This window comes from Sorangium sp. So ce385 (genome assembly GCF_051474135.1).
In the GTDB taxonomy this organism is placed as follows: domain Bacteria; phylum Myxococcota_A; class Polyangia; order Polyangiales; family Polyangiaceae; genus Sorangium; species Sorangium cellulosum_D.
On record NZ_CP150337.1, the window covers coordinates 12,753,566 to 12,771,399 of the forward strand.

At 69.2% G+C, this 17,834-nt stretch carries 18 protein-coding genes and 1 pseudogene; 14 read left to right on the forward strand and 5 right to left on the reverse strand.

Going from position 1 to position 17,834, the window contains the following annotated elements; all coding sequences use genetic code 11:
- Positions 1-195 precede the first annotated feature (195 nt).
- The gene (locus WME83_RS46735) at positions 196-1,026 is read left to right on the forward strand and encodes an alpha/beta hydrolase (protein ID WP_437316179.1); all 831 of its coding nucleotides are present in this window, start codon (positions 196-198) and stop codon (positions 1,024-1,026) included.
- An 8-nt stretch (positions 1,027-1,034) separates the two neighbouring features.
- On the opposite strand, the gene WME83_RS46740 is transcribed toward WME83_RS46735, so the two are convergent.
- The 3 genes and pseudogenes from WME83_RS46740 to WME83_RS46750 all read right to left on the reverse strand — a co-directional run bounded on the left by WME83_RS46740 (position 1,035) and on the right by WME83_RS46750 (position 2,503).
- Entirely contained in the window at positions 1,035-1,331 is a 297-nt protein-coding gene (locus tag WME83_RS46740; protein ID WP_437322153.1) for a hypothetical protein, read from the reverse strand.
- Between the two features lie 32 nt (positions 1,332-1,363).
- A pseudogene (locus tag WME83_RS46745) lies at positions 1,364-1,456 on the reverse strand (transposase domain-containing protein); the annotation flags it as partial.
- Between the two features lie 27 nt (positions 1,457-1,483).
- Positions 1,484-2,503, reverse strand: coding sequence for a hypothetical protein (locus WME83_RS46750; protein WP_437316180.1), 1,020 nt, complete (start codon positions 2,501-2,503; stop codon positions 1,484-1,486).
- A 592-nt stretch (positions 2,504-3,095) separates the two neighbouring features.
- Between WME83_RS46750 and WME83_RS46755 the strand changes: the two genes are divergently transcribed.
- Positions 3,096-3,797 carry a hypothetical protein gene (locus WME83_RS46755; protein ID WP_437316181.1) on the forward strand — a complete coding sequence of 234 codons (702 nt, stop codon included), beginning with the start codon at positions 3,096-3,098 and terminating at the stop codon, positions 3,795-3,797.
- Between the two features lie 94 nt (positions 3,798-3,891).
- On the opposite strand, the gene WME83_RS46760 is transcribed toward WME83_RS46755, so the two are convergent.
- Both WME83_RS46760 and WME83_RS46765 read right to left on the reverse strand, forming a co-directional pair.
- Positions 3,892-5,163: a restriction endonuclease subunit S gene (locus WME83_RS46760; protein WP_437316182.1), complete on the reverse strand. Its 1,272-nt coding sequence runs from the start codon at positions 5,161-5,163 to the stop codon at positions 3,892-3,894.
- Entirely contained in the window at positions 5,163-6,707 is a 1,545-nt protein-coding gene (locus WME83_RS46765) for a type I restriction-modification system subunit M (RefSeq protein ID WP_437316183.1), read from the reverse strand. The genes WME83_RS46760 and WME83_RS46765 overlap by 1 nt, the downstream gene beginning before the upstream one ends.
- Positions 6,708-7,208: 501 nt before the next feature.
- Between WME83_RS46765 and WME83_RS46770 the strand changes: the two genes are divergently transcribed.
- The 12 genes from WME83_RS46770 to WME83_RS46825 are packed head-to-tail and all read left to right on the forward strand — an operon-like array spanning position 7,209 to position 17,822.
- Entirely contained in the window at positions 7,209-7,778 is a 570-nt protein-coding gene (locus tag WME83_RS46770) for a DUF4255 domain-containing protein (RefSeq protein ID WP_437316184.1), read from the forward strand.
- A complete protein-coding gene (locus tag WME83_RS46775; protein WP_437316185.1) occupies positions 7,775-8,788 on the forward strand; it encodes a hypothetical protein in 1,014 nt (337 codons plus the stop codon). Before WME83_RS46770 ends, WME83_RS46775 begins: the two co-directional genes overlap by 4 nt.
- A gap of 11 nt (positions 8,789-8,799) precedes the next feature.
- Positions 8,800-10,236: a phage tail sheath family protein gene (locus WME83_RS46780; protein WP_437316186.1), complete on the forward strand. Its 1,437-nt coding sequence runs from the start codon at positions 8,800-8,802 to the stop codon at positions 10,234-10,236.
- A 58-nt stretch (positions 10,237-10,294) separates the two neighbouring features.
- Positions 10,295-10,729 carry a phage tail protein gene (locus WME83_RS46785; protein ID WP_437316187.1) on the forward strand — a complete coding sequence of 145 codons (435 nt, stop codon included), beginning with the start codon at positions 10,295-10,297 and terminating at the stop codon, positions 10,727-10,729.
- Positions 10,729-11,175 carry a phage tail protein gene (locus WME83_RS46790; RefSeq protein WP_437316188.1) on the forward strand — a complete coding sequence of 149 codons (447 nt, stop codon included), beginning with the start codon at positions 10,729-10,731 and terminating at the stop codon, positions 11,173-11,175. Before WME83_RS46785 ends, WME83_RS46790 begins: the two co-directional genes overlap by 1 nt.
- A 2-nt stretch (positions 11,176-11,177) precedes the next feature.
- Positions 11,178-11,339: a DUF5908 family protein gene (locus tag WME83_RS46795; RefSeq protein ID WP_437316189.1), complete on the forward strand. Its 162-nt coding sequence runs from the start codon at positions 11,178-11,180 to the stop codon at positions 11,337-11,339.
- 3 nt (positions 11,340-11,342) lie between these two features.
- Positions 11,343-12,026, forward strand: a complete 684-nt coding sequence (locus tag WME83_RS46800) for a CIS tube protein (protein WP_437316190.1) — start codon at positions 11,343-11,345, stop codon at positions 12,024-12,026.
- Between the two features lie 2 nt (positions 12,027-12,028).
- Positions 12,029-13,771, forward strand: a complete 1,743-nt coding sequence (gene vgrG, locus WME83_RS46805; protein ID WP_437316191.1) for a type VI secretion system tip protein VgrG — start codon at positions 12,029-12,031, stop codon at positions 13,769-13,771.
- Between the two features lie 11 nt (positions 13,772-13,782).
- Positions 13,783-14,061, forward strand: coding sequence for a PAAR domain-containing protein (locus WME83_RS46810; RefSeq protein ID WP_437316192.1), 279 nt, complete (start codon positions 13,783-13,785; stop codon positions 14,059-14,061).
- Positions 14,062-14,082: 21 nt separating this feature from the next.
- Entirely contained in the window at positions 14,083-14,526 is a 444-nt protein-coding gene (locus WME83_RS46815) for a GPW/gp25 family protein (RefSeq protein ID WP_437316193.1), read from the forward strand.
- A 12-nt stretch (positions 14,527-14,538) separates the two neighbouring features.
- Positions 14,539-16,488 carry a contractile injection system tape measure protein gene (locus WME83_RS46820; RefSeq protein WP_437316194.1) on the forward strand — a complete coding sequence of 650 codons (1,950 nt, stop codon included), beginning with the start codon at positions 14,539-14,541 and terminating at the stop codon, positions 16,486-16,488.
- Positions 16,446-17,822, forward strand: coding sequence for an ATP-binding protein (locus tag WME83_RS46825; RefSeq protein ID WP_437316195.1), 1,377 nt, complete (start codon positions 16,446-16,448; stop codon positions 17,820-17,822). Before WME83_RS46820 ends, WME83_RS46825 begins: the two co-directional genes overlap by 43 nt.
- Positions 17,823-17,834 lie beyond the last annotated feature (12 nt).

Sequence of the window (17,834 nt, forward strand, 5' to 3'; positions counted from 1 at the left end):
CGATTGCGCCAGTCCATCCCCTGACAGGTCGTGGCCTGCGGCGCGGCCGTGCCCTGCCGCGCGGCGAGCGCGGACGCGGCGCGCTGGAGGGGTGCGGCGCGCGGAGGACGGCTCGCGTGACCCGGGTCGGCCGGATCGACGAGGCGACACCGGCCCGTGGTACGAACAGGCGACGCGAACGAGGGAGAAGCGGAGATGAGCAAAGAGACGCAGCGCAACGAGATGGCCGCGAAGACGGTGGTTCACCAGGTGCCGGGCATGGAGGCGGTGGTCGTCCACAAGGACGTCGTGTACCGGGACGCGGAGGCCAATCCGCTGACGATGGATATCTACGCTCCGCCAGGATCGACGGGCGGCGAATCGAAGGGCGGAGAGCGGAGGCCCGCCGTGATCTTCGTCTCGGGGTATCCCGATCCCGGCTTCGAGTCGGTGTTCGGCTGCAAGCTCAAGGAGAGCGGGCAGTACACCTCGTGGGGGCGGCTCCTGGCCGCCTCGGGGCTCGTGGCCATCACCTACACGAACCGGGACCCGGTGGCCGATCTCGACGCGCTCCTCCGGCACGTCCGACAGAACGCGGCATCGCTCGGGATCGACGAGGGCCGCCTCGGCGTGTGGGCCGGCTCCGGCAACGTGCCGAGGGCGCTGGCCGCGCTGATGGAGGGCGCGAGCGGGCCGTTCAGGGCCGCCGTCCTCTGTTATGGCCTGATGCTCGACGCCGGAGAGCCCGCCACCGTCGCGCAGGCGGCCGCGCAATTCGGGTTCGCCAACCCGTGCGGGGGTAGGTCGATCGACGATGTCCCGCTGGACCTGCCGCTGTTCATCGCCAGGGCGGGGCAGGACCGGATGCCCCACCTGAACGAGACCATCGATCGCTTCGTGGCCGGGGCGCTGGCGCGCAACCTGCCAATCACCGTCGTGAACCACCCGACCGGGCCGCACGCGTTCGATCTGCTCGACGAGAGCGAGGCGTCGCGCGAGGTGGTGCGGCGGATGGTGGAGTTCCTGCGGTTCCACCTCCTGGCCTAGTACAGCATTCACCGACGACCAATCGGCCGTGGCGAGCCGGATACCTCTCCACCGACCCGGCGCACCTGGAGCGCGATGTCCGCACGCTCGTCGAGGCGTTCCATCCGCGGGGCTACCGGCACGCGCAGAGCCTGGACCGCGCCGCGGCCTACCTCGCGGACGAGCTCAAGGGCGCCGGCGGGCGCGTCACCGAGCAGCTGTACGACGTCGAGGGGCGGACGTACCGCAATGTGCTCGCCCGGTTCGGCCCGGCCTCGCCGGCGCGCGTCGTGGTCGGCGCCCATGATGTCGTGGTCGGCGCCCATCGGGTGCGCGCCCAGGACCTGGGGGCGAGCTCGAGGTAGCGGTCCCGCGGCCAGTAGGGCATCACGCGGATGACGTCGGCCAGGTAGGCTTCGGGGTCGAGACCGTGCAGCTTGCAGCTCGCCACGAGCGAGAAGGACCCGCCCGCCGCGCGTCAGAGGCGCTGGCCTGTGCGGCGGACGCGCGCGCCGAGCTCCTCGATCCGCGCGACGACGCGCGCTGGGTCGAGCACGCTCTCCGGATTGTAGAGCCCCGGGCCGACGGGGGGACCGCCCGCGAGCCCCAGCAAGCGCTCCGTCGCGATCGCGGCGCCGTACGCGCTGAGGCGCGCGAGGCCGTCCGTATCGACGATGTCGTAGCGCAGCCGCGCGCCCGCGCCGTCGTGGCGCCGCCCCGTCACCTCGACGACGAGCTCCGTCACGTGACCCGCACCCCCCGTCGCGGCGTCGCGCGTCGCGATGTCGACGCGGATCTCCCGCGCGTCGGTCGCCGCCGCGAGGCTCACCACGTCGGGGAGCGGCATGGCCCGGCCAACGCGCTCCACGCCCTCGGCGTCCACGAAGCGCCGTGTCGCCGCGTCGCCGAGCAACCAGGTCCATTTCCCGCCCTGGAGCGCGAGCGGAGCCTGCCCGCTCTGCGCCTCTTGCTCGAAAGCGGCCTGCAACGCGGGGCCGCCGCGATCGTCCGCGTCGACCACGCAGCCGATCGCGATCGCGTCGACGCGCCGGAGCTCCTGCGCGAGGTGCAGAGCCGCCAGCGTCGCCGTGCCGCCGAAGGCGTGGCCCAGCATGAGGATGGGAGCGCGCGTCGGTCGCGCGATGTAATGGGCGACCACGGGGCCGATCTCCCCGACGGCGTCCGAGAACGCGACGTGGGGCACGCCGTCCGCCTGCGCGCGCTTCACCGCGTTCGACGCCTCGTCCTTGACGAGCGCGACGACGGCGCTGAACGACGCGCCTCGCTCGAGGCCGAGGTCGTCGCGGCCGACGTCGGCGGCCGTCGCCGTCGTCGGGCCGCCGACCTCCGCGGCGACCTCAGACGCCCTGCGCGCGTCGCGTCCGGCGATCGCGATCGGGAGGTCCGGCTGTAGGCGCCGGAGCGCCTTTGCTGCGCGCGCGCCGACCTGGCCGGAGCCGCCGATCAAGAGAACGGGTGACATCGTTCGTGTGGCCATCTGGATGGACTCCTCCCGCCGAGCGCGCCCGGAGCGTGCCTGACGTTAACCTACCGTTAGTAAGTTGCCTTCGGTACTATGCGCCCGCTCGTGATAGCGTCAAGGCGAACGGCGAAGTCGAGCGCCACACGACCCGCGGCCCGGCCGAAGAGCGACGCCGCCCGGCCGAGGAGTCCGCTGCGTCGCGATCATCGGCGCTGCCGAGGCGCTCGCTGCCGACGTGTTCCGCGGCCGCACCGACGAGCCCGCTGTCGCGAAGGCGCTCGAGTTGCGGATCGTGCAATGGCTCTCGAACGACGGCTGAGCGGCCCCCTACAGAACCATGATGAAGGTGACGAACGCCGCACGGCCGAGGGGAGACTTGCCGAGGCGATCGGGCCGCGCCCTCTGACGTCCATGAACTCGAATAATACCGCCGCTGCGGATCGGGCTGCCGCACGAAGCAGGTGGTTCAGGCTACCGTACGGACAGATGCATGCGTCTTGAGCGGCACGGGGAACTCGAGTTAGACTGAGCCATGAGGACTCGGAGCTTTCGGAGGGTTGCGGTCGGGACTTGCGCTCGGGCCGCTATCGTGCTCGCCGCTACCGCCGTGAGCGCCGGTTGCAGGGAAGTGCCCCCGGACCTCTTCGGAGACACCGCCGGGGCGACCTCGACGAGCGCCGGCACACCCGGCACCGGCGGGGGCTCGGGAACCGCTGGGGGCGGGGGCGGCGAGGCTGTCGGCAATGGCGGGCATGGCGGCAATGGCGGCACTGGCGGCACTGGCGGGGATGGCGGCAATGGCGGGCATGGCAACCCGGCCGGAACGACGGCGGGCAGCGGTGGAGCGGGCGGCGGGTGCGACGAGGTCGCCTGGTACTGCGACGCGGACTCGGACGCGCATGGAGACCGGAATGTCGTCGTCGAGGCGTGCGATGCGCCGCGGGGCGGCGACGATGGGTGCGCGGGTCCCTACGTCGCGTCGAGCGACGATTGCGGTCCAAACGACGCGAACGCTCACCCTGGAGCGGAGGCCTACCGTGCCGAGCCGATGGCGCCGCCAGCCCGCGGCGGGTCGGAGTTCGACTTCGACTGCGATGGAACCGCCACACCCGATCCCGAGCAGCTCTTCGGTGGAACGGGCACCCTCGAGTGTGACCGCCTCGATTGCATCCGCCCCAATCCGCCTGAAGGTTACGGCGTCGACGCCGAGTGCGGCTCCACGAGCGAGTACTATCGCTGTGATCAGTCGATCGGGGAGCGGTGCGCCCCTCGAGCGGCGGAGGCCCCCGAGCGCCTGCGCTGCAGGTGAGCGGACCACGCCATGAAGGTGCGGTGTCGGCCCGATCGTCGATGGGCGCCGGCATCGTCTGACCACGACCGCTCGACGGCGCCCGGGCTGAATTTCAATCCTCCGGGGAGGCTCTCGACAGCCCCCCGGAGCGAACGGCATCGACGCCGCTCACGTCGATCTCTCCGGAGACGAGGCCGGGGAGCAGCAGATCGCGCGTCACCTTCAAATTGCGGTTCTTCAGGACGAGCCGATGCATCATGTCCACGGAGTCCGTGACGATGCGGCCAAACCGGCGGAGGAGCCCCGCGGGGGGCAGCGGCAGCGCGAACTTGCGGAGGACGTCCCAGCTCGCGCGCGGCATCTTCGTGCCCTGCGACGTCTGGGTCGCGTGGGCGACGAACTCATCGCTGGAGACGCAGCAGAGGACGAGGGCGAAGTGCTCGGGCGCCCGCGCTCGCAAGACGAGGATGTCCGACGAGCACACCGCGTCGACCGGCGTCACCCCGACCTTGTGGAAATAGGGCCGGATCTTCCCGAAGAGAATATCGCCGGCGCGCGCGCGGAGCTTCATGCTCTGCGCTTCCCCGGCGTGCCCCCAGTCGCCGAGCGCGACCGAGCGTCGCGGCAGGTGCTCGAGCCCGAAGCAGGGAGTCTCGGGCTCCACGGCGCTCGGATCGACGGGATCCCGCACGTCGCCCGCGAGATCGCCGAGCCGAGCCACCTCCCAGCCCGCCGGCGCCTCGCCGGTGGAGGACGGGAGCGGCGCCGCCTCGTCGCGCCCGGGGAACCGGAGGTCGACGAACCACGCGCGGTACAGCGAGCGGGCCATCTCCTCGAGGATCCGGACGCGCTTCGCGTTGTTCTCGATGAGGTCGTCGTACGCGGAGAGGATATCGGCGATGCGGCGCTGGACCGCGAGCGGCGGCAGCCGCAGCGTGAGCTTCCCGGCGTCGGGCACGCGCAGGTGCTCGACCGTCGCGCCCGAGGCGAGCGCCTTGATCTGGCGTTGCAGATCATCGCCTCGGAGCGCGTAGAGGAGAAACCGGTTGTCCAGCTTCTTCGGGTCGGCCCTGTAGGAGAGGAGGCGCTGTCCCAGAAACACGGGCTCGCCCGTGCGCAGCAGGCCGACGTCGCCGAGGGGAGCTTCGCGGGTCAGGATGACATCCCCGCGCCGCGGCGCCTGACGGCGCGTCCAGCGCTCGTAGACGTCTTCCGTGACGTACTTGACCTCGTCGAGCTCGATCCACCCGCCGCGCACGTTGGTCGTGCGGATCATCTTGTACGGCGTGATCTCGTCGACCGTCGGGGCCGTCTTGTTGACGCAGTCGACGATCGACGCGCAGACGTCCGAGAGGGCGGCGCGCGGCCACTCCACGCGCGCCATCAGGCCCCGAGGAGCGCCGCGACGTTCTCGGCGATCTTCGCCTCGATCTCCCGCGCCTCGCCGCTCAGCCGCGTCAGCTCCTCGTTCAGCTGCTCGAGCCGCTCCTTGAGGTCGACGCCCTCCGGGACACGGCCGGCGACGCCCACGTAGCGGCCCGGGTTGAGGCTGAAGCCCTGCGCCTCGATCTCCCCGCGCGTCGCCGCCTTGCACAGCCCCGGCACGTCGGCGTACCTCCCGCCGGGGAAGCGCTCCTTCAGGAGCTCGCCGCTCCCGTGCAGGTCCTCCGGCTCCTCGCCGCGGTAGAGCCGCACGATGTTCGCGAGGAGCTCGATCTGCGCCGGCGACAAGTCGCGATGGGCGCGGTCCACCTGCCGGTAGACGCGCCGCGCGTCGATGAAGAGCACCTTGTCCTCGCGCGCTCCCCTCGCCTTCCCCCGGTCCAGGAACCAGAGCGTGACGGGCAGGGTGACGGTGTAGAAGAAGTTCGAGCCGAGCGCGACCATCACGTCGACGGCGCCCGTCTGGATCAGCTTCCGCCGGAGCTCGAGCTCGCTGCCCCGGGCGTCGCTCGCGCCGTTGGCCATCACGAACCCGGCGCGCCCCGAGGCGCTCAGGGCGCTGTAAAAGAGCTGGATCCAGAGGTAGTTCGCGCTGTCGACCGAGGGCATCCCGAACGGGAACCGATGTCTGTCGCCCTTGAGCCGCTCCCGGTCGACCGCGTTCTGGTTGAACGGCGGATTGGCCATCACGTAATCGAATTTGCCGACCTGCTCGTGGATGTCCTCATAATAGGCGTTCGCCTCGCGGATGTCGCCCGAGAGGCCGTGCACGGCGAGGTTCATCCTCGCGAGGCGGAGGGTCTGCGCGACCTTCTCGATCCCGTAGACCGCGATCTCGTCCGACGGCCGCTTCCGGTGCTCGGCGATGAAGTTCGCGCTCTGCACGAACATGCCCCCGGAGCCGCAGCAAGGGTCGTAGATCCTGCCGTGGTACGGCTCGATGACCTCGACGATGAGGCGCACGACCGCGTAGGGGGTGAAGTACTCGCCGCCCTTCTGCAGCGTGCGCGGCGCGAAGTTGCCGAGGAAGTACTCGTAGATCCGACCGAAGACGTCGCCCTCGACGTCCTCCGGGATGGCGCCGAAGAGCTGGAGGAGCTCCTTGAGCGTCCGCGCGTCGAAGCGGCCGTACGTCTTCGGCAGGACGTCCTCGAGGTCCTCGTTCTCCGCCTCGATCGCCCTCATCGCGTCGTCGAGCGCCTCGCCGATGTCGGCCCCCTCGGGCAGCCGGAGGAGGCGGCTGAAGCGGGCCCCCTCCGGGACGAAGAGGACCCCTCCGGCGCGGCCGTCGCCCCTGCCGGCGCCGCCCCGGCGGCGGGACGACGCTCGCTGCTCCTCGGCCTCGGCGGAGCGGTGCTCGGCGTACTTCAGGAAGATGAGCGCGAGGACCGGCGTCGCGAACTCGGACGGCTGGAGGGCGGAGTTGGCCCAGAGCTGGTCGGCGGCGGCCCAGAGGCGCTTCTCGAAACCGGCGGGGAGGGGCATCAGGACATGCTTCTACCCGAGGACGGGGACGGGGTGTATCGCATCCGGCTCGGGCCGCGTCCTCCCCGCGGAAGACGACGGCGAACACGCCGAAGAAACGGAGGGCGCAGAATCAGAGCGGCCCATCCAAGATACCGGGGCGCGCCGAGCACCACGCGGTCAACGCCTCGGCACATGCAGGCGTCTGCATGGCGGCCCAGCATGCGTGTCTCCGCCGGCGGCCGACGCGCGCTGCGAGCGTACGGCAGCCCCGCCGCCAACGGTGATCGCCGGCTAACTACACGGATACGTGGGAGTTTTCAGATGAGAGACCGCTTGAGGCCAACCCCGTACGGCCCGAACGATCCGGGTTGACGCGCACCGGAGCATGATGTATGCGCGTAATGCAGACTGCGGGGGAACACTTCCCCGCGTTTCTGCCTTAATCATCGGGGGGATGCGTTCGGCTGGCCATCGGGTGCTGGGATTCGCTTTCCAATCCAGCAGGGGGTGCGGAGAAGCATGCTCGACGTCGCGCTTGGCTTCCTATGCAAAGAGCTGAACACCTATCTCTCCTCCCGGGGTGGCGGGAACCTCGGGGAGGTCGTCTTCGATCGGCTGGTCGATGATACGGGGAAGTGGGCGCTCAAGGACGATCAGATCGGCGCGACGCTGATCAACCTGGAAGAGGACCGCATCCTCAAGTCTCACGTCCCGGAGTCGGTGTACACGGGCGGCCGTCAAGTCACCCTGGAGCCGAAGCTCAAGCTCAACCTGCATGTCCTCTTCGCCGCGAAGTTCAAGAACTACGATCAGGGTCTCCGCCACCTCGCGCTCGTCCTCACGTTCTTCCAATCGCACCTGACGTTCACCCCGGACGCGTACCCCAGGCTCGATCCCCGGATCGAACGGCTGACCGCCGAGCTCCAGTCGCTCGGCTACGAGCAGCTCAACCAGGTATGGGCCTTCCTCGGCGGCAAGTATCTCCCGTCGGCCATCTACAAGATCCGCATGGTGGCCCTCCAGGACACTGCCCCGAAGGCGATCGAGATGCCGATCACCGAGATCGACGCCCCCCTCTTCGCCCGATGATGATCCAGCTCAAGACCCTGCTCTCGCTGGCGGTCTCCCACGACTACTACGGCGGAGTCTGCAAGGACGTTCGCTTCGTCATCCCCGAGGATGTGTCGCGGTCGATGCGGGGCGCCCTCCTGCTGGTCAAGATCGTCGAGGGCGTGCTCCACGTCCTCTACCGCGCCGACGAGGACGGCGCGCCCATCGTGTCCGCCGCCGGGACGACGCTGCGGATCGGCCTCTCGGTCCAGGATCCGCGCTTCGCGAACATCACGGAAGGCTTCGCGCCTGCCGACGGGGTGCTCCACTACCGGAACGCGACCGCCCCCGGGAAGCTCGACGCTCCAGCGAAGGTGGCGCTCGCCGGGAGCTCTCTCTCTCGAGCGCTCTCGGCGCCGGCGCGGCCCGTCACGGTGACCCTCAGAGACGCGAGCGGCCGCGCGCTCCGCGCCGAGACCATCACGACGCAGAACGATCGTTCGGCGGTGTCGTTCGATCTCACCGGCGTGACGCCCGGCGCTTGCGGGCTGGAGGAGATCTACCCGGGCGGGGTGAGCCGCACGTCTGCCCACTACGTGGATCCGGAGCTCCGGCGGGAAGCCGCCTTCGGCGTGATCGAGCTCCGGATCGACAGCGGCTTTTACGCCGCCGCCCCCGCCTTCGAGGTCTCGTTCAGGGCCAGGCGTGAGACGCTGAAATACTATCTCGTGGCGAGGGGCTTCACGAACGGCGACGTGGATCACCTCTCCGTGCAGGACAACGGCTTCATGGATCAAGGTCGGCCAGAGGTGAGGTTCGTCAAGGTACCTCCCTCGGAGTTCACGCCGGCCGAGATCTCCGCCGACCTCCTGGGAGGCAGAGACGCCAAGGTGCTCCTCTTCAAGTCGGAGTCCCCCGTCGCTCGGCAGGAGAACGGCCGCAAGAAGATCCAGCTCATGCGCAACAGCGAGGTCATGATCGAGCACTTGCCCCAACCGGGCGCCGACCGAGCGACGACCGACCTGATCGTCCACCTATCGAAATCGTAGAGGTCCGACCCATGGCTACCTATCGAACTCCAGATGTCTACGTAGAAGAGATATCGACCCTCCCGTCGTCGGTCGCGGAGGTCGGCACGGCGATCCCGGCGTTCGTCGGGTACACGGAGAGGGCGACGAAGATCGCCGCCGACGACCTGAGGCTGAAGCCGACCAAGATCTTCTCGCTGCGGGAGTTCGAGAGGTTCTACGGGTTTCCGAAGGCCGAGGAGATCGCCGTCACCGTCACCGCCGATGCCAATGGGAACCTCGCGGCGGCCGTGACCGAGCCAGCCGTATCGTATCTCCTCTACTACGCGGTGAAGATGTTTTTCGACAACGGAGGGGCACAGTGCTACATCACCTCCGTCGGCCCCTACGGGACGTCCGCGCCCTTCGTCGATCGGGCCGCGCTGGCGAGCGGCCTCGACAAGGTCGGCCTCGAGGACGAGCCGACGCTGCTCGTGATCCCGGAGGCGGTCAAGCTGAGCTACGCGGACTACGGGTCGTTGACCCAGGCGATGCTCCTCCAGTGCAAGAGGCTGGGAGATCGCTTCGCGGTGATCGACGTATGGTCGGGGGACAAACGGGAGGACGACGATGTCACGACCGTCCCGGCGGCAGGCGGGACCGCGGCCACCGTCAAGAAGGTCGTCGCCGCGAACCGCGACGCGTGGGCCGGGGAGCTCAAATACGGCGCCGCCTATTATCCTTTCCTGAAGACCACGATGAACCACTTCGTGAAGGCGGACGAGAGCAACGTGGCGGTGACGGACAGCACCGGAACGACGCCGGCCGAGGAAGCCGGGCTGGGCAGCTTCAAGGATACGAGCACATCGATCTACAACTTCGTCAAAGCCGCTCTCCGGGATTACTACGTCACCATGCCTCCGAGCGGCGCCGTGGTCGGCGTGTACGCCGCGACCGACGCGGCGCGCGGCGTCTGGAAGGCGCCCGCCAACGTCAGCCTGGCCGGCGTCCTCGAGCCGCTCGTCCGGATCGACAACCTGCGGCAGGAGAACCTGAACGTCGATCCGACCGCCGGTAAATCCATCAATGCCCTCCGCGCCTTCGCCGGCAAGGGCACGATGGTCTGGGGCGCGCGCACGCTGGCCGGCAACGACAACGAGTGGCGCTACGTGTCGGTGCGCAGGTTCTTCAACACGGTGGAGGAGTCGATCAAGAAATCCACGTCCTGGGCCGTGTTCGAGTCGAACGACGCGAACACCTGGGTCAAGGTGCGCGGGATGATCGAGAACTACCTGACGGACAAGTGGCGCGAAGGGGCGCTCGCCGGCGCGACGCCGAGAGACGCGTTCTTCGTCAAGTGCGGGCTCGGCACCACGATGAACGCGCAGGACATCCTCGAAGGCCGCATGAACGTGGAGGTCGGCATGGCCGTGGTCCGGCCGGCCGAGTTCATCGTTCTGAAATTCTCTCACAAGCTGCAGACGTCATGAGCACGCTCGCCGTCGTTGAAGAATCGATTTCCTCTCACTCCGAGGAGCGCTGATCGCCATGCCCGCACAGTACCCTGTCCCCGTATTTCACTTCACCGTCGAGTGGGGAGGAAGCCGCGTCGGATTCGCCGAGGTCTCCGGGCTCACGCAGGAGAACCAGGCCATCGAGTACCGCGACGGGTCCTTCCTCGAGTACTCGTCCATCAAGATGCCCGGGTTGCGCAAGTTCTCCAACGTGACCCTCAAGCGCGGGATCGTGAAGGGCGACAACCAGTTCTTCAAGTGGCTGAGCACGGTGAAGCTCAACACGGTGGAGCGGCGGGACCTCATCATCAACCTGCTGAACGAGGAGCACCAGCCGGTCATGGTGTGGAAGGTCATGCGCGCCTTCCCGGTCAAGGTCGAAGGTCCCCAGCTCAAGGCCTCCGGCAACGAGGTCGCGATCGAGACCATCGAGCTCGCGCACGAGGGGCTCGAGCTGCAGAATGAGTGATGCCGAACTATTATCCTCCCGTCGGCTTTCACTTCAAGGTCGAGGTCCTCGGCCTGCCGCCCAGCGACAATGACGTTCGCTTCACGGAGGTGAGCGGCTTGTCCCTCGAGATGGGCACCGAGGAGGTCGCCGAGGGGGGCGAAAACCGCTTCGTCCAGAGGTACCCGACCCGGACCAAGTACCCGGAGCTGGTGCTGAAGCGCGGCTTGCTGGTGAGCTCGGAGGTGACACGCTGGCTCCGCCGCTGCATGGAGGATTACCAGATCACGCCGAAGAACGTGGACGTCAAGCTCCTCAACGAGCAGCACGAGCCCCTCATGACCTGGCACGTGGTGGGCGCTTACCCGACCAAGTGGTCCGTGAGCGACCTGAGCGCCACGAACAACGCGGTGGTGATCGAATCCCTCCAGCTCTATTACCGGTACTTCACCATGGACAGGGGTTGAGCATGCCTCTCTTCGTCGACGAGGTCGTGGTCTCGGTGGAGGTGGACAACAGCGCCTCCGGCGGCGCCTCCTCCGCCTCTCCCATCGCGGACGACAAGCAAGCCCTCATCGCCGAGTGCGTCGAGCGAGTGCTGGAGATCCTCGCGCAGAGAGAGGAGCGCTGAGCCGTGCCCGACCGGGGAACCCTCGAGCGGCTCGTGATCGAGGCCTACGAGCAGGCGGACTACTCCGGCCAGCCCATGAGCACGTTCGAGGCCTACGTCAATCCGAGCGAGATCACGCTGTCGTACGAGGTGGAGTACGACAGCGCGCAGGGGGCGGGCACCACGAACAGCCGGATGAGCTTCAAGAAGATGAAGCCCGGCGACATGGCGCTGACCCTGTTCCTGGACGGGACGGGCGCGGGCCGCCTCGGCCCGGACGACCGGCCGATCGACGTCCAGCAGAAGATCGAGCAGTTCCAGGCCGTCACCGGGTACAACGGCAACATCCACAGGACGAACTACCTCAAGATCGGGTGGGGTACGCTGGCGATCAAGCGCTGCGTGCTGAAGAGCGCCAGCATCGCTTACAAGATGTTCCAGTCCGACGGCGTCCCGCTGCGGGCCGTGATCACGGCGAGCTTCGCCGACAACTCGGATGATCAGACGCGCGTGGCGATGGCCCAGGATCAGTCGCCCGATCTCACCCACGTGCGCCTCGTAAAGGCGGGCGACAGCCTGCCGCTGCTCTGCTACCAGATCTACGGCGACCCGCGCCTGTACCTCAAGGTGGCCGCGGCCAACGGGATCGACGATTTCCGCAGCCTCGTCCCGGGCACGAGGCTCCGCTTTCCGCCGCTGGAGAAGTGACGATGCCCGACGAGCGCACCCTCCCCATCTCTGCCGGGCACCGCGAGCTCACGGTCAAGGTCGGCGGCACGGCGGTGTCGCGCGCGCACCAGCTCCTCTCCGTGAACGTCACGAAGAGCGTGAACCGGATCTCGTCGGCGCGGCTCGCCTACCTGGACGGCGCGGCATCGGCGAGCGACTTCCCGCTCAGCAACGCCGAGACGTTCATCCCCGGCAAGGAGATCGAGATCCTCGCCGGGGCGAGCGACGACGCGGTCTCCCTGTTCAAGGGCGTTGTCGTCCGTCAGTCCATCAAGGTGCGCGACCGGAGCGCTCCGCAGCTCGTGGTGGAGTGCCGCCACAAGGCGCAGAAGCTCACCGTCGGGCGCAAGAGCGCCTACTACCTCGATCAGCCGGACAGCGACATCATCTCGTCGCTGCTCGGGAACGCCGGGGTCGACGCGGACGTGGAGAGCACGCCGGTCACCCACCCGCAGCAGGTCCAGTTCTCCTCGACCGACTGGGACTTCCTGCTCGCCCGCGCCGAGGCGAACGGCAAGCTGGTCTTCACGAACGACGACAAGGTCGCGGTGAAGGCGCCGAGCTTCGGCGGCGCCGCCGTGTGCACGCTGCAGTTCGGGTCCACCCTGCTGGAGCTGGACGCGCAGATCGACGCCCGGCTCCAGTTCAGCGCGGTGAAGAGCAGGACGTGGGATCCGGCGCAGCAGAGCGTGGTCGAGAAGGAGGCGGCGGATCCCGGCGTGAGCGGGCCAGGCAACCTGAGCAGCGACGATCTGTCGGCCGTCGCGGGGGTGGACAGCTACGATCTCAGGCACGCCGCCCTCACCGAAGAGGAGGCGCAGGCCTGGGCCGACGCCGAGTGGCTGAAATCCAGGATGAGCAAGGTGAGCGGCCGGGCGAAGTGCGAGGGCATCGGGACGATCAACCCCGGAGATCTGGTGACCCTCAGCGGCGTGGGCGAGCGGTACAGCGGCGACGTGTTCGTCACCGGGGTGCGGCACGACTTCGACTCGGTCCAGGGGTGGAAGACGCACGTGCAGTTCGGCGGCGTCGACCGCTGGGCGTCCGAGGAGCACGACGTCTCCGCGCCGAAGGCGGGCGCCTTGCTGCCCGGCGTGAGCGGCCTCCAGATAGGCAAGGTCGTGAGCAACGAGGACGACGCCGGCGAGCACCGGGTGCGCGTCCAGCTGCCGCTGGTGAACACGGAAGAGGACGGCATCTGGGCGCGCGTCGCGAGCGTCGACGCGGGCGCGGAGCGCGGGTTCTTCGTCCGTCCGGAGGTGGGCGACGAGGTCGTGGTGGGCTTCCTCGACGATGATCCGCGCCGGGCGGTGATCCTCGGCATGCTGCACAGCAGCGCCAGGGCGGCCCCGCTCGCCGGCTCGGACGACAACCACGAGAAGGTGTATCAGAGCCGCTCGAAGATGCGCGTGTACCTCAACGACGACAAGAAGCTGATGCAGCTCGAGACGCCGGCTGGCAACAAGATCACGCTGAGCGAAGCGGACAAGACCGTCAAGATCGAGGATCAGAACGGCAATACGATCGAGATGACCGACGCCGGCATCCGGATCGAGGCCGCGAAGGCGTTGGAGCTCAAGGCCGGCACGGAGATCAAGCTCGAGTCGGGCACCTCGCTCGACGTGAAGGGCGGCACCGAGCTGAAGATGGAGGGCTCCTCCGGCGTGGAGCTCACCAGCACGGCGATCACCAAGATCAAAGGCAGCATCATCCACCTGAACTGAGGAGAGCCTCGATGCCCGCGGCAGCCCGAGTCGCCGACACGACCACCCACGGCGGGACCATCACGGGCCCCGGCGTCGCCACCGTCCTCGTCACGGGGATGCCCGCCGCGGTGGCCGGCGACCTGCACGTATGTCCGCTCCCGCCGAACTCGCACCAGCCCACGACGAGCGCGTTCCCCGCTGGCAGCGGGACGGTCATGATCCAGGGCCGACCTGCGCTGCGCGTCTCCGACACATGCCTCTGCGGCGCCGCGGCGGCGGTCGGCGAGCCGACGGTGATCATCGCGTGACGGAAGGAGCCAGCGGCACCCATGGCGATCGACGATCCTAAGGACACGTACTCCTCCTTCCTCGGCACAGGCTGGAGCTTTCCCCCCGAGTTCGTCCAGAATGGCAAGGAGATCGTGATGACCTCGGACGAGGAGGACATCCGGTCGAGCCTCGAGATCTTGTTCGGGACCGCCGAGGGCGAGCGGTTCATGAACCCCAAGTACGGGCTCGACGTGCACGAGCTGCTGTTCGAGCCGGCCGGCACGACGGTGAGGACCTTCCTCAAGGACCGCATCAGGGCTGCCATCCTGATCTACGAGCCGAGGATCAAGCTCCTCTCGGTGGAGATCGACAGCCCTGATCCGAACGCGGGCTCGCTCCGGATCTCCATCGACTACGAGGTGCGCGCCACGAACTCTCGGTACAACCTGGTGTACCCCTTCTACAAGCACGACAGCAATGAGGTGAGAGCCGTCACGGGGTAGCCGATGCCGTCCTTGCCGCATCGAATCCGCAGGCTCACCTTCCGGGTCAAGGCGACCTCGCCGGAGGAGGCGCTCGCCCTGCGCAAGGAGCTGCGCGTCCGCATGGATCCTGCGCTGCTCGCCACGTTCGAGCGAACCTTCGACGAGGTGGCGGCGACCGACGAGGTCGTCCATCTTCCCAGGCTGGAGCTCCGGCTCTCGATCTCCGGCGTGGAGGACGTTGCGGCGAGCCTGCCGGAGCGGATGAGGGTCGAGCTGCGCCAGCAGCTGAGCGCCGCGCTCGCCGGCGCAGCGCGGGCGGGCGCCTCGAGCCCGCGAGGTCCGGGGGTGGCCGGGCATCCGGCGACGGGCCCGGGACACCTCGGCGGGGCAACGCCGTCCGGAGGCGAGCGGCGCAGCGGCCCTGCGGGCACGCAGGGCGGCTCGGCGCCGGTCGATCGATGGGCCGACGGGCCATGGGCCAACGAGCCCTCGGCGAGCGGGGCGCTGCCCGCGGCGGGAGCGGAGGCCCGCGCTGGCGTCGTCGCGGCGCTGCCGGCGGGAGGCGATGCAGGGGCGGTCGGCGCGAGCGACGCAGCCCCCTTTGCGCTCCTCCGGATGCTGATTCCGTATCTGCGCACCGGCTCCCTGCCCTGGCCTCTGGCGAACCTGGATAGAGCCGCGGTCCTCTGGCACCTGCGGGGCGCCGCGAGCGACGATCCGGCCGCTGTCCTGGAGCAAGCGCAGCGGGAGCCGGGCGATCCTCGCAGGGAAGTGGCCTTCTGGTTCCGGTGGCTCCAGCTCGTGCCCGAGGCCCGGTGGGCGGCCGTCGCGCGGGCCATCGACGCGCGACCGTCGGGCGGGCCGAGCGCCGCGCTGGCGGAGATCGTGGACGCGCTGTCGGGCCACGAGGCCGCCTCGATGCCGCGGGCCACGCGGCTCCAGCTCGCCGCGGCGGCGGTCGCCGCCGTCGGCGCGGGCAGCGACGGGCTGGACGCCGGCGAGCTAGCGTCGGAGCTCCTGCGCGCGTTCGGGGGAGGCCACAGCGCGGGGGGCAACGCGGCCGCGGGGGGCGGCGGCGATCCCCCGGCGGACGGAGGTGACGCGGCCGACCGGCGCGCCGGAGGGCCGGAAGCGCTCGGCGGGAGCCTGGAGCGGCGTGTCCGCGCCGCGGCGCAGCTGACCGAGCGGCTGCCGGAGCCCGCCCGCGCGGCGTTCCTAAGCTGGCTCGCCGCGGGGAGGCGTGCGGGCGACGTGCCTCCCCTGTCGCGCTCGCCGGTCCCGCCGGCCGGCACCCCCTCCGCGCCCGGCCACGCGGCGCCTGCGCGGGCGCCCCTCCGCGGCGAGCAGCCGGCCTGGCCAGGTGGCCCGTCGACGGACCGCTCGAAGGACATCGCTCCCGCGCGGCGCGATGAGGCGTCGCCTCCACGAAGCGGGAGCGACCGAGAGAGGGAGCGGGACCCCGAGCCTCCTGGCCAGTGGGTGAGCCACGCGGGGCTCTTGCTCCTGCACCCGTACCTGCCGCGGTTCTTCGAGAGCACCGGCGTCAAGGAGGCTGGCAGGCCGGAGCTCGCTCCCGCGAGGCTGCCGCGCGCCGCTGCCCTGCTCCACCTGCTCGCCACGGGAGAGGACGAGGCGTTCGAGCTCGAGCTCGGCTTCATCAAGATCGCCCTCGGCCTCGAGCTCGACTCGCCGCTGCCGATCTCGGAGGGGCTCTTCTCCGCGGGAGACCGCGAGGAGGTGGACGCATTGCTGTCGGCTGTCCTCGAGCACTGGTCCGCGCTGAAGAGGACCTCGGTTCGGGGCCTCCGCGGCTCGTTCCTGCAGCGCCGCGGGCTCGTGCGCGAGGACCCGCGAGGGTTCCGGCTCCAGGTGGAGCCGGCGCCGTTCGACATGCTGCTCGGGCAGCTCCCGTGGGGCATCGGCGTCGTCAAACTGCCATGGATGAAGAGAGCGATTTTCACGGACTGGCCGCTGCCTTGAAGGACAACGCGCGCGATCTCGAGCGCGATCTCGAGTGGTTCGCGAAGGTCCTCGACGCCCGGCTGAAGGCCTACTTCGCGGCCGGCGGTCCGGGCGAGGCCGCCCCGGAGGTCGCGCCGCCCGCCCTCGACGGGAGCCGATCCCCGTATGCCGCCTTCATCGGCGCTCACAAGGTGCCGCCGGCCGTCCGGCTGATCCTCCTGCTCGCGCTGATCCCTCACATCCGCCCTCAGCTCCTCGACGTGCTGTGGACCCGCAACGACGCCACGCAGCGGGGCTTCACCGAGTTCGGCGGCGCCCACGGGGCCGGCCACGGAGGGTTCCTCCCCACGGGCGAGACGGCCGCGTTCCTCCTGGCCGGGAACGACCTCGCGGCGCGCTTCGAGGCGATGCGGCTGTTCGACGGCGACCAGCTCCTGGCGCGCCACGACGTGGTTCACCTCGCCCCGGCGGGCAGCGGCGAGCCCCAGCTCAGCGGGGTCTTGACGATCTCGCGAGAGTACCTCCATCGCTTCACGACCGGCCAGGACCGCAGGCCCACGTACAGCAGCGAGTTCCCGGCGCGCCGCATCACGACCGAGCTGGAATGGAAGGACCTCGTCCTGCCCGAGTCGACGCTCGGCCAGCTCGAGGAGATCAAGCAGTGGATCTTGCACGGGGACGTGCTGCTCCGGGACTGGGGGATGCTCCACAAGCTGCGGCCCGGCTTCACCAGCCTGTTCCACGGCGCGCCGGGGACGGGCAAGACGCTGTCGGCGTGCCTGCTCGGAAAGCACTGCGGCTGCGACGTTTACCGGATCGACCTCAGCATGATCGTGTCGAAGTACATCGGCGAGACCGAGAAGAACCTCGCGCGCGTCTTCGACCTCGCGGAGCACAAGCGGTGGATCCTCTTCTTCGACGAGGCGGACGCGCTGTTCGGCAAGCGCACGCGCGTGGAGGACTCGCGCGATCGGTTCGCCAACCAGGAGATCAGCTTCCTGCTCCAGCGGATCGAGGAGTTCGACGGCGTGGTCATCCTGGCGTCCAACTTCAAGAACAACATCGATGACGCGTTCATCCGCCGGTTCCAGTCCGTGGTCCACTTTCCGATGCCGAAGCAGGCGGAGCGCCTGCGCATCTGGAAGGATGCGTTTTCGCGCAAGGCAGAGCTGGAGCGGCAGATCGATTTCCGCCGCATCGCCGAGAGCTTCGACGTGGCGGGCGGCACGATCATGAACGTGGTGCGGTACGCGTCGCTCCGGGCGCTGAGCCGCGGCGGCAACACCGTGCTCCTGGAGGACGTGGAAGAGGGGATCCGCAGAGAGCTCTTGAAGGAGGGACGAGCGCTCTAGACTAGAACCGCG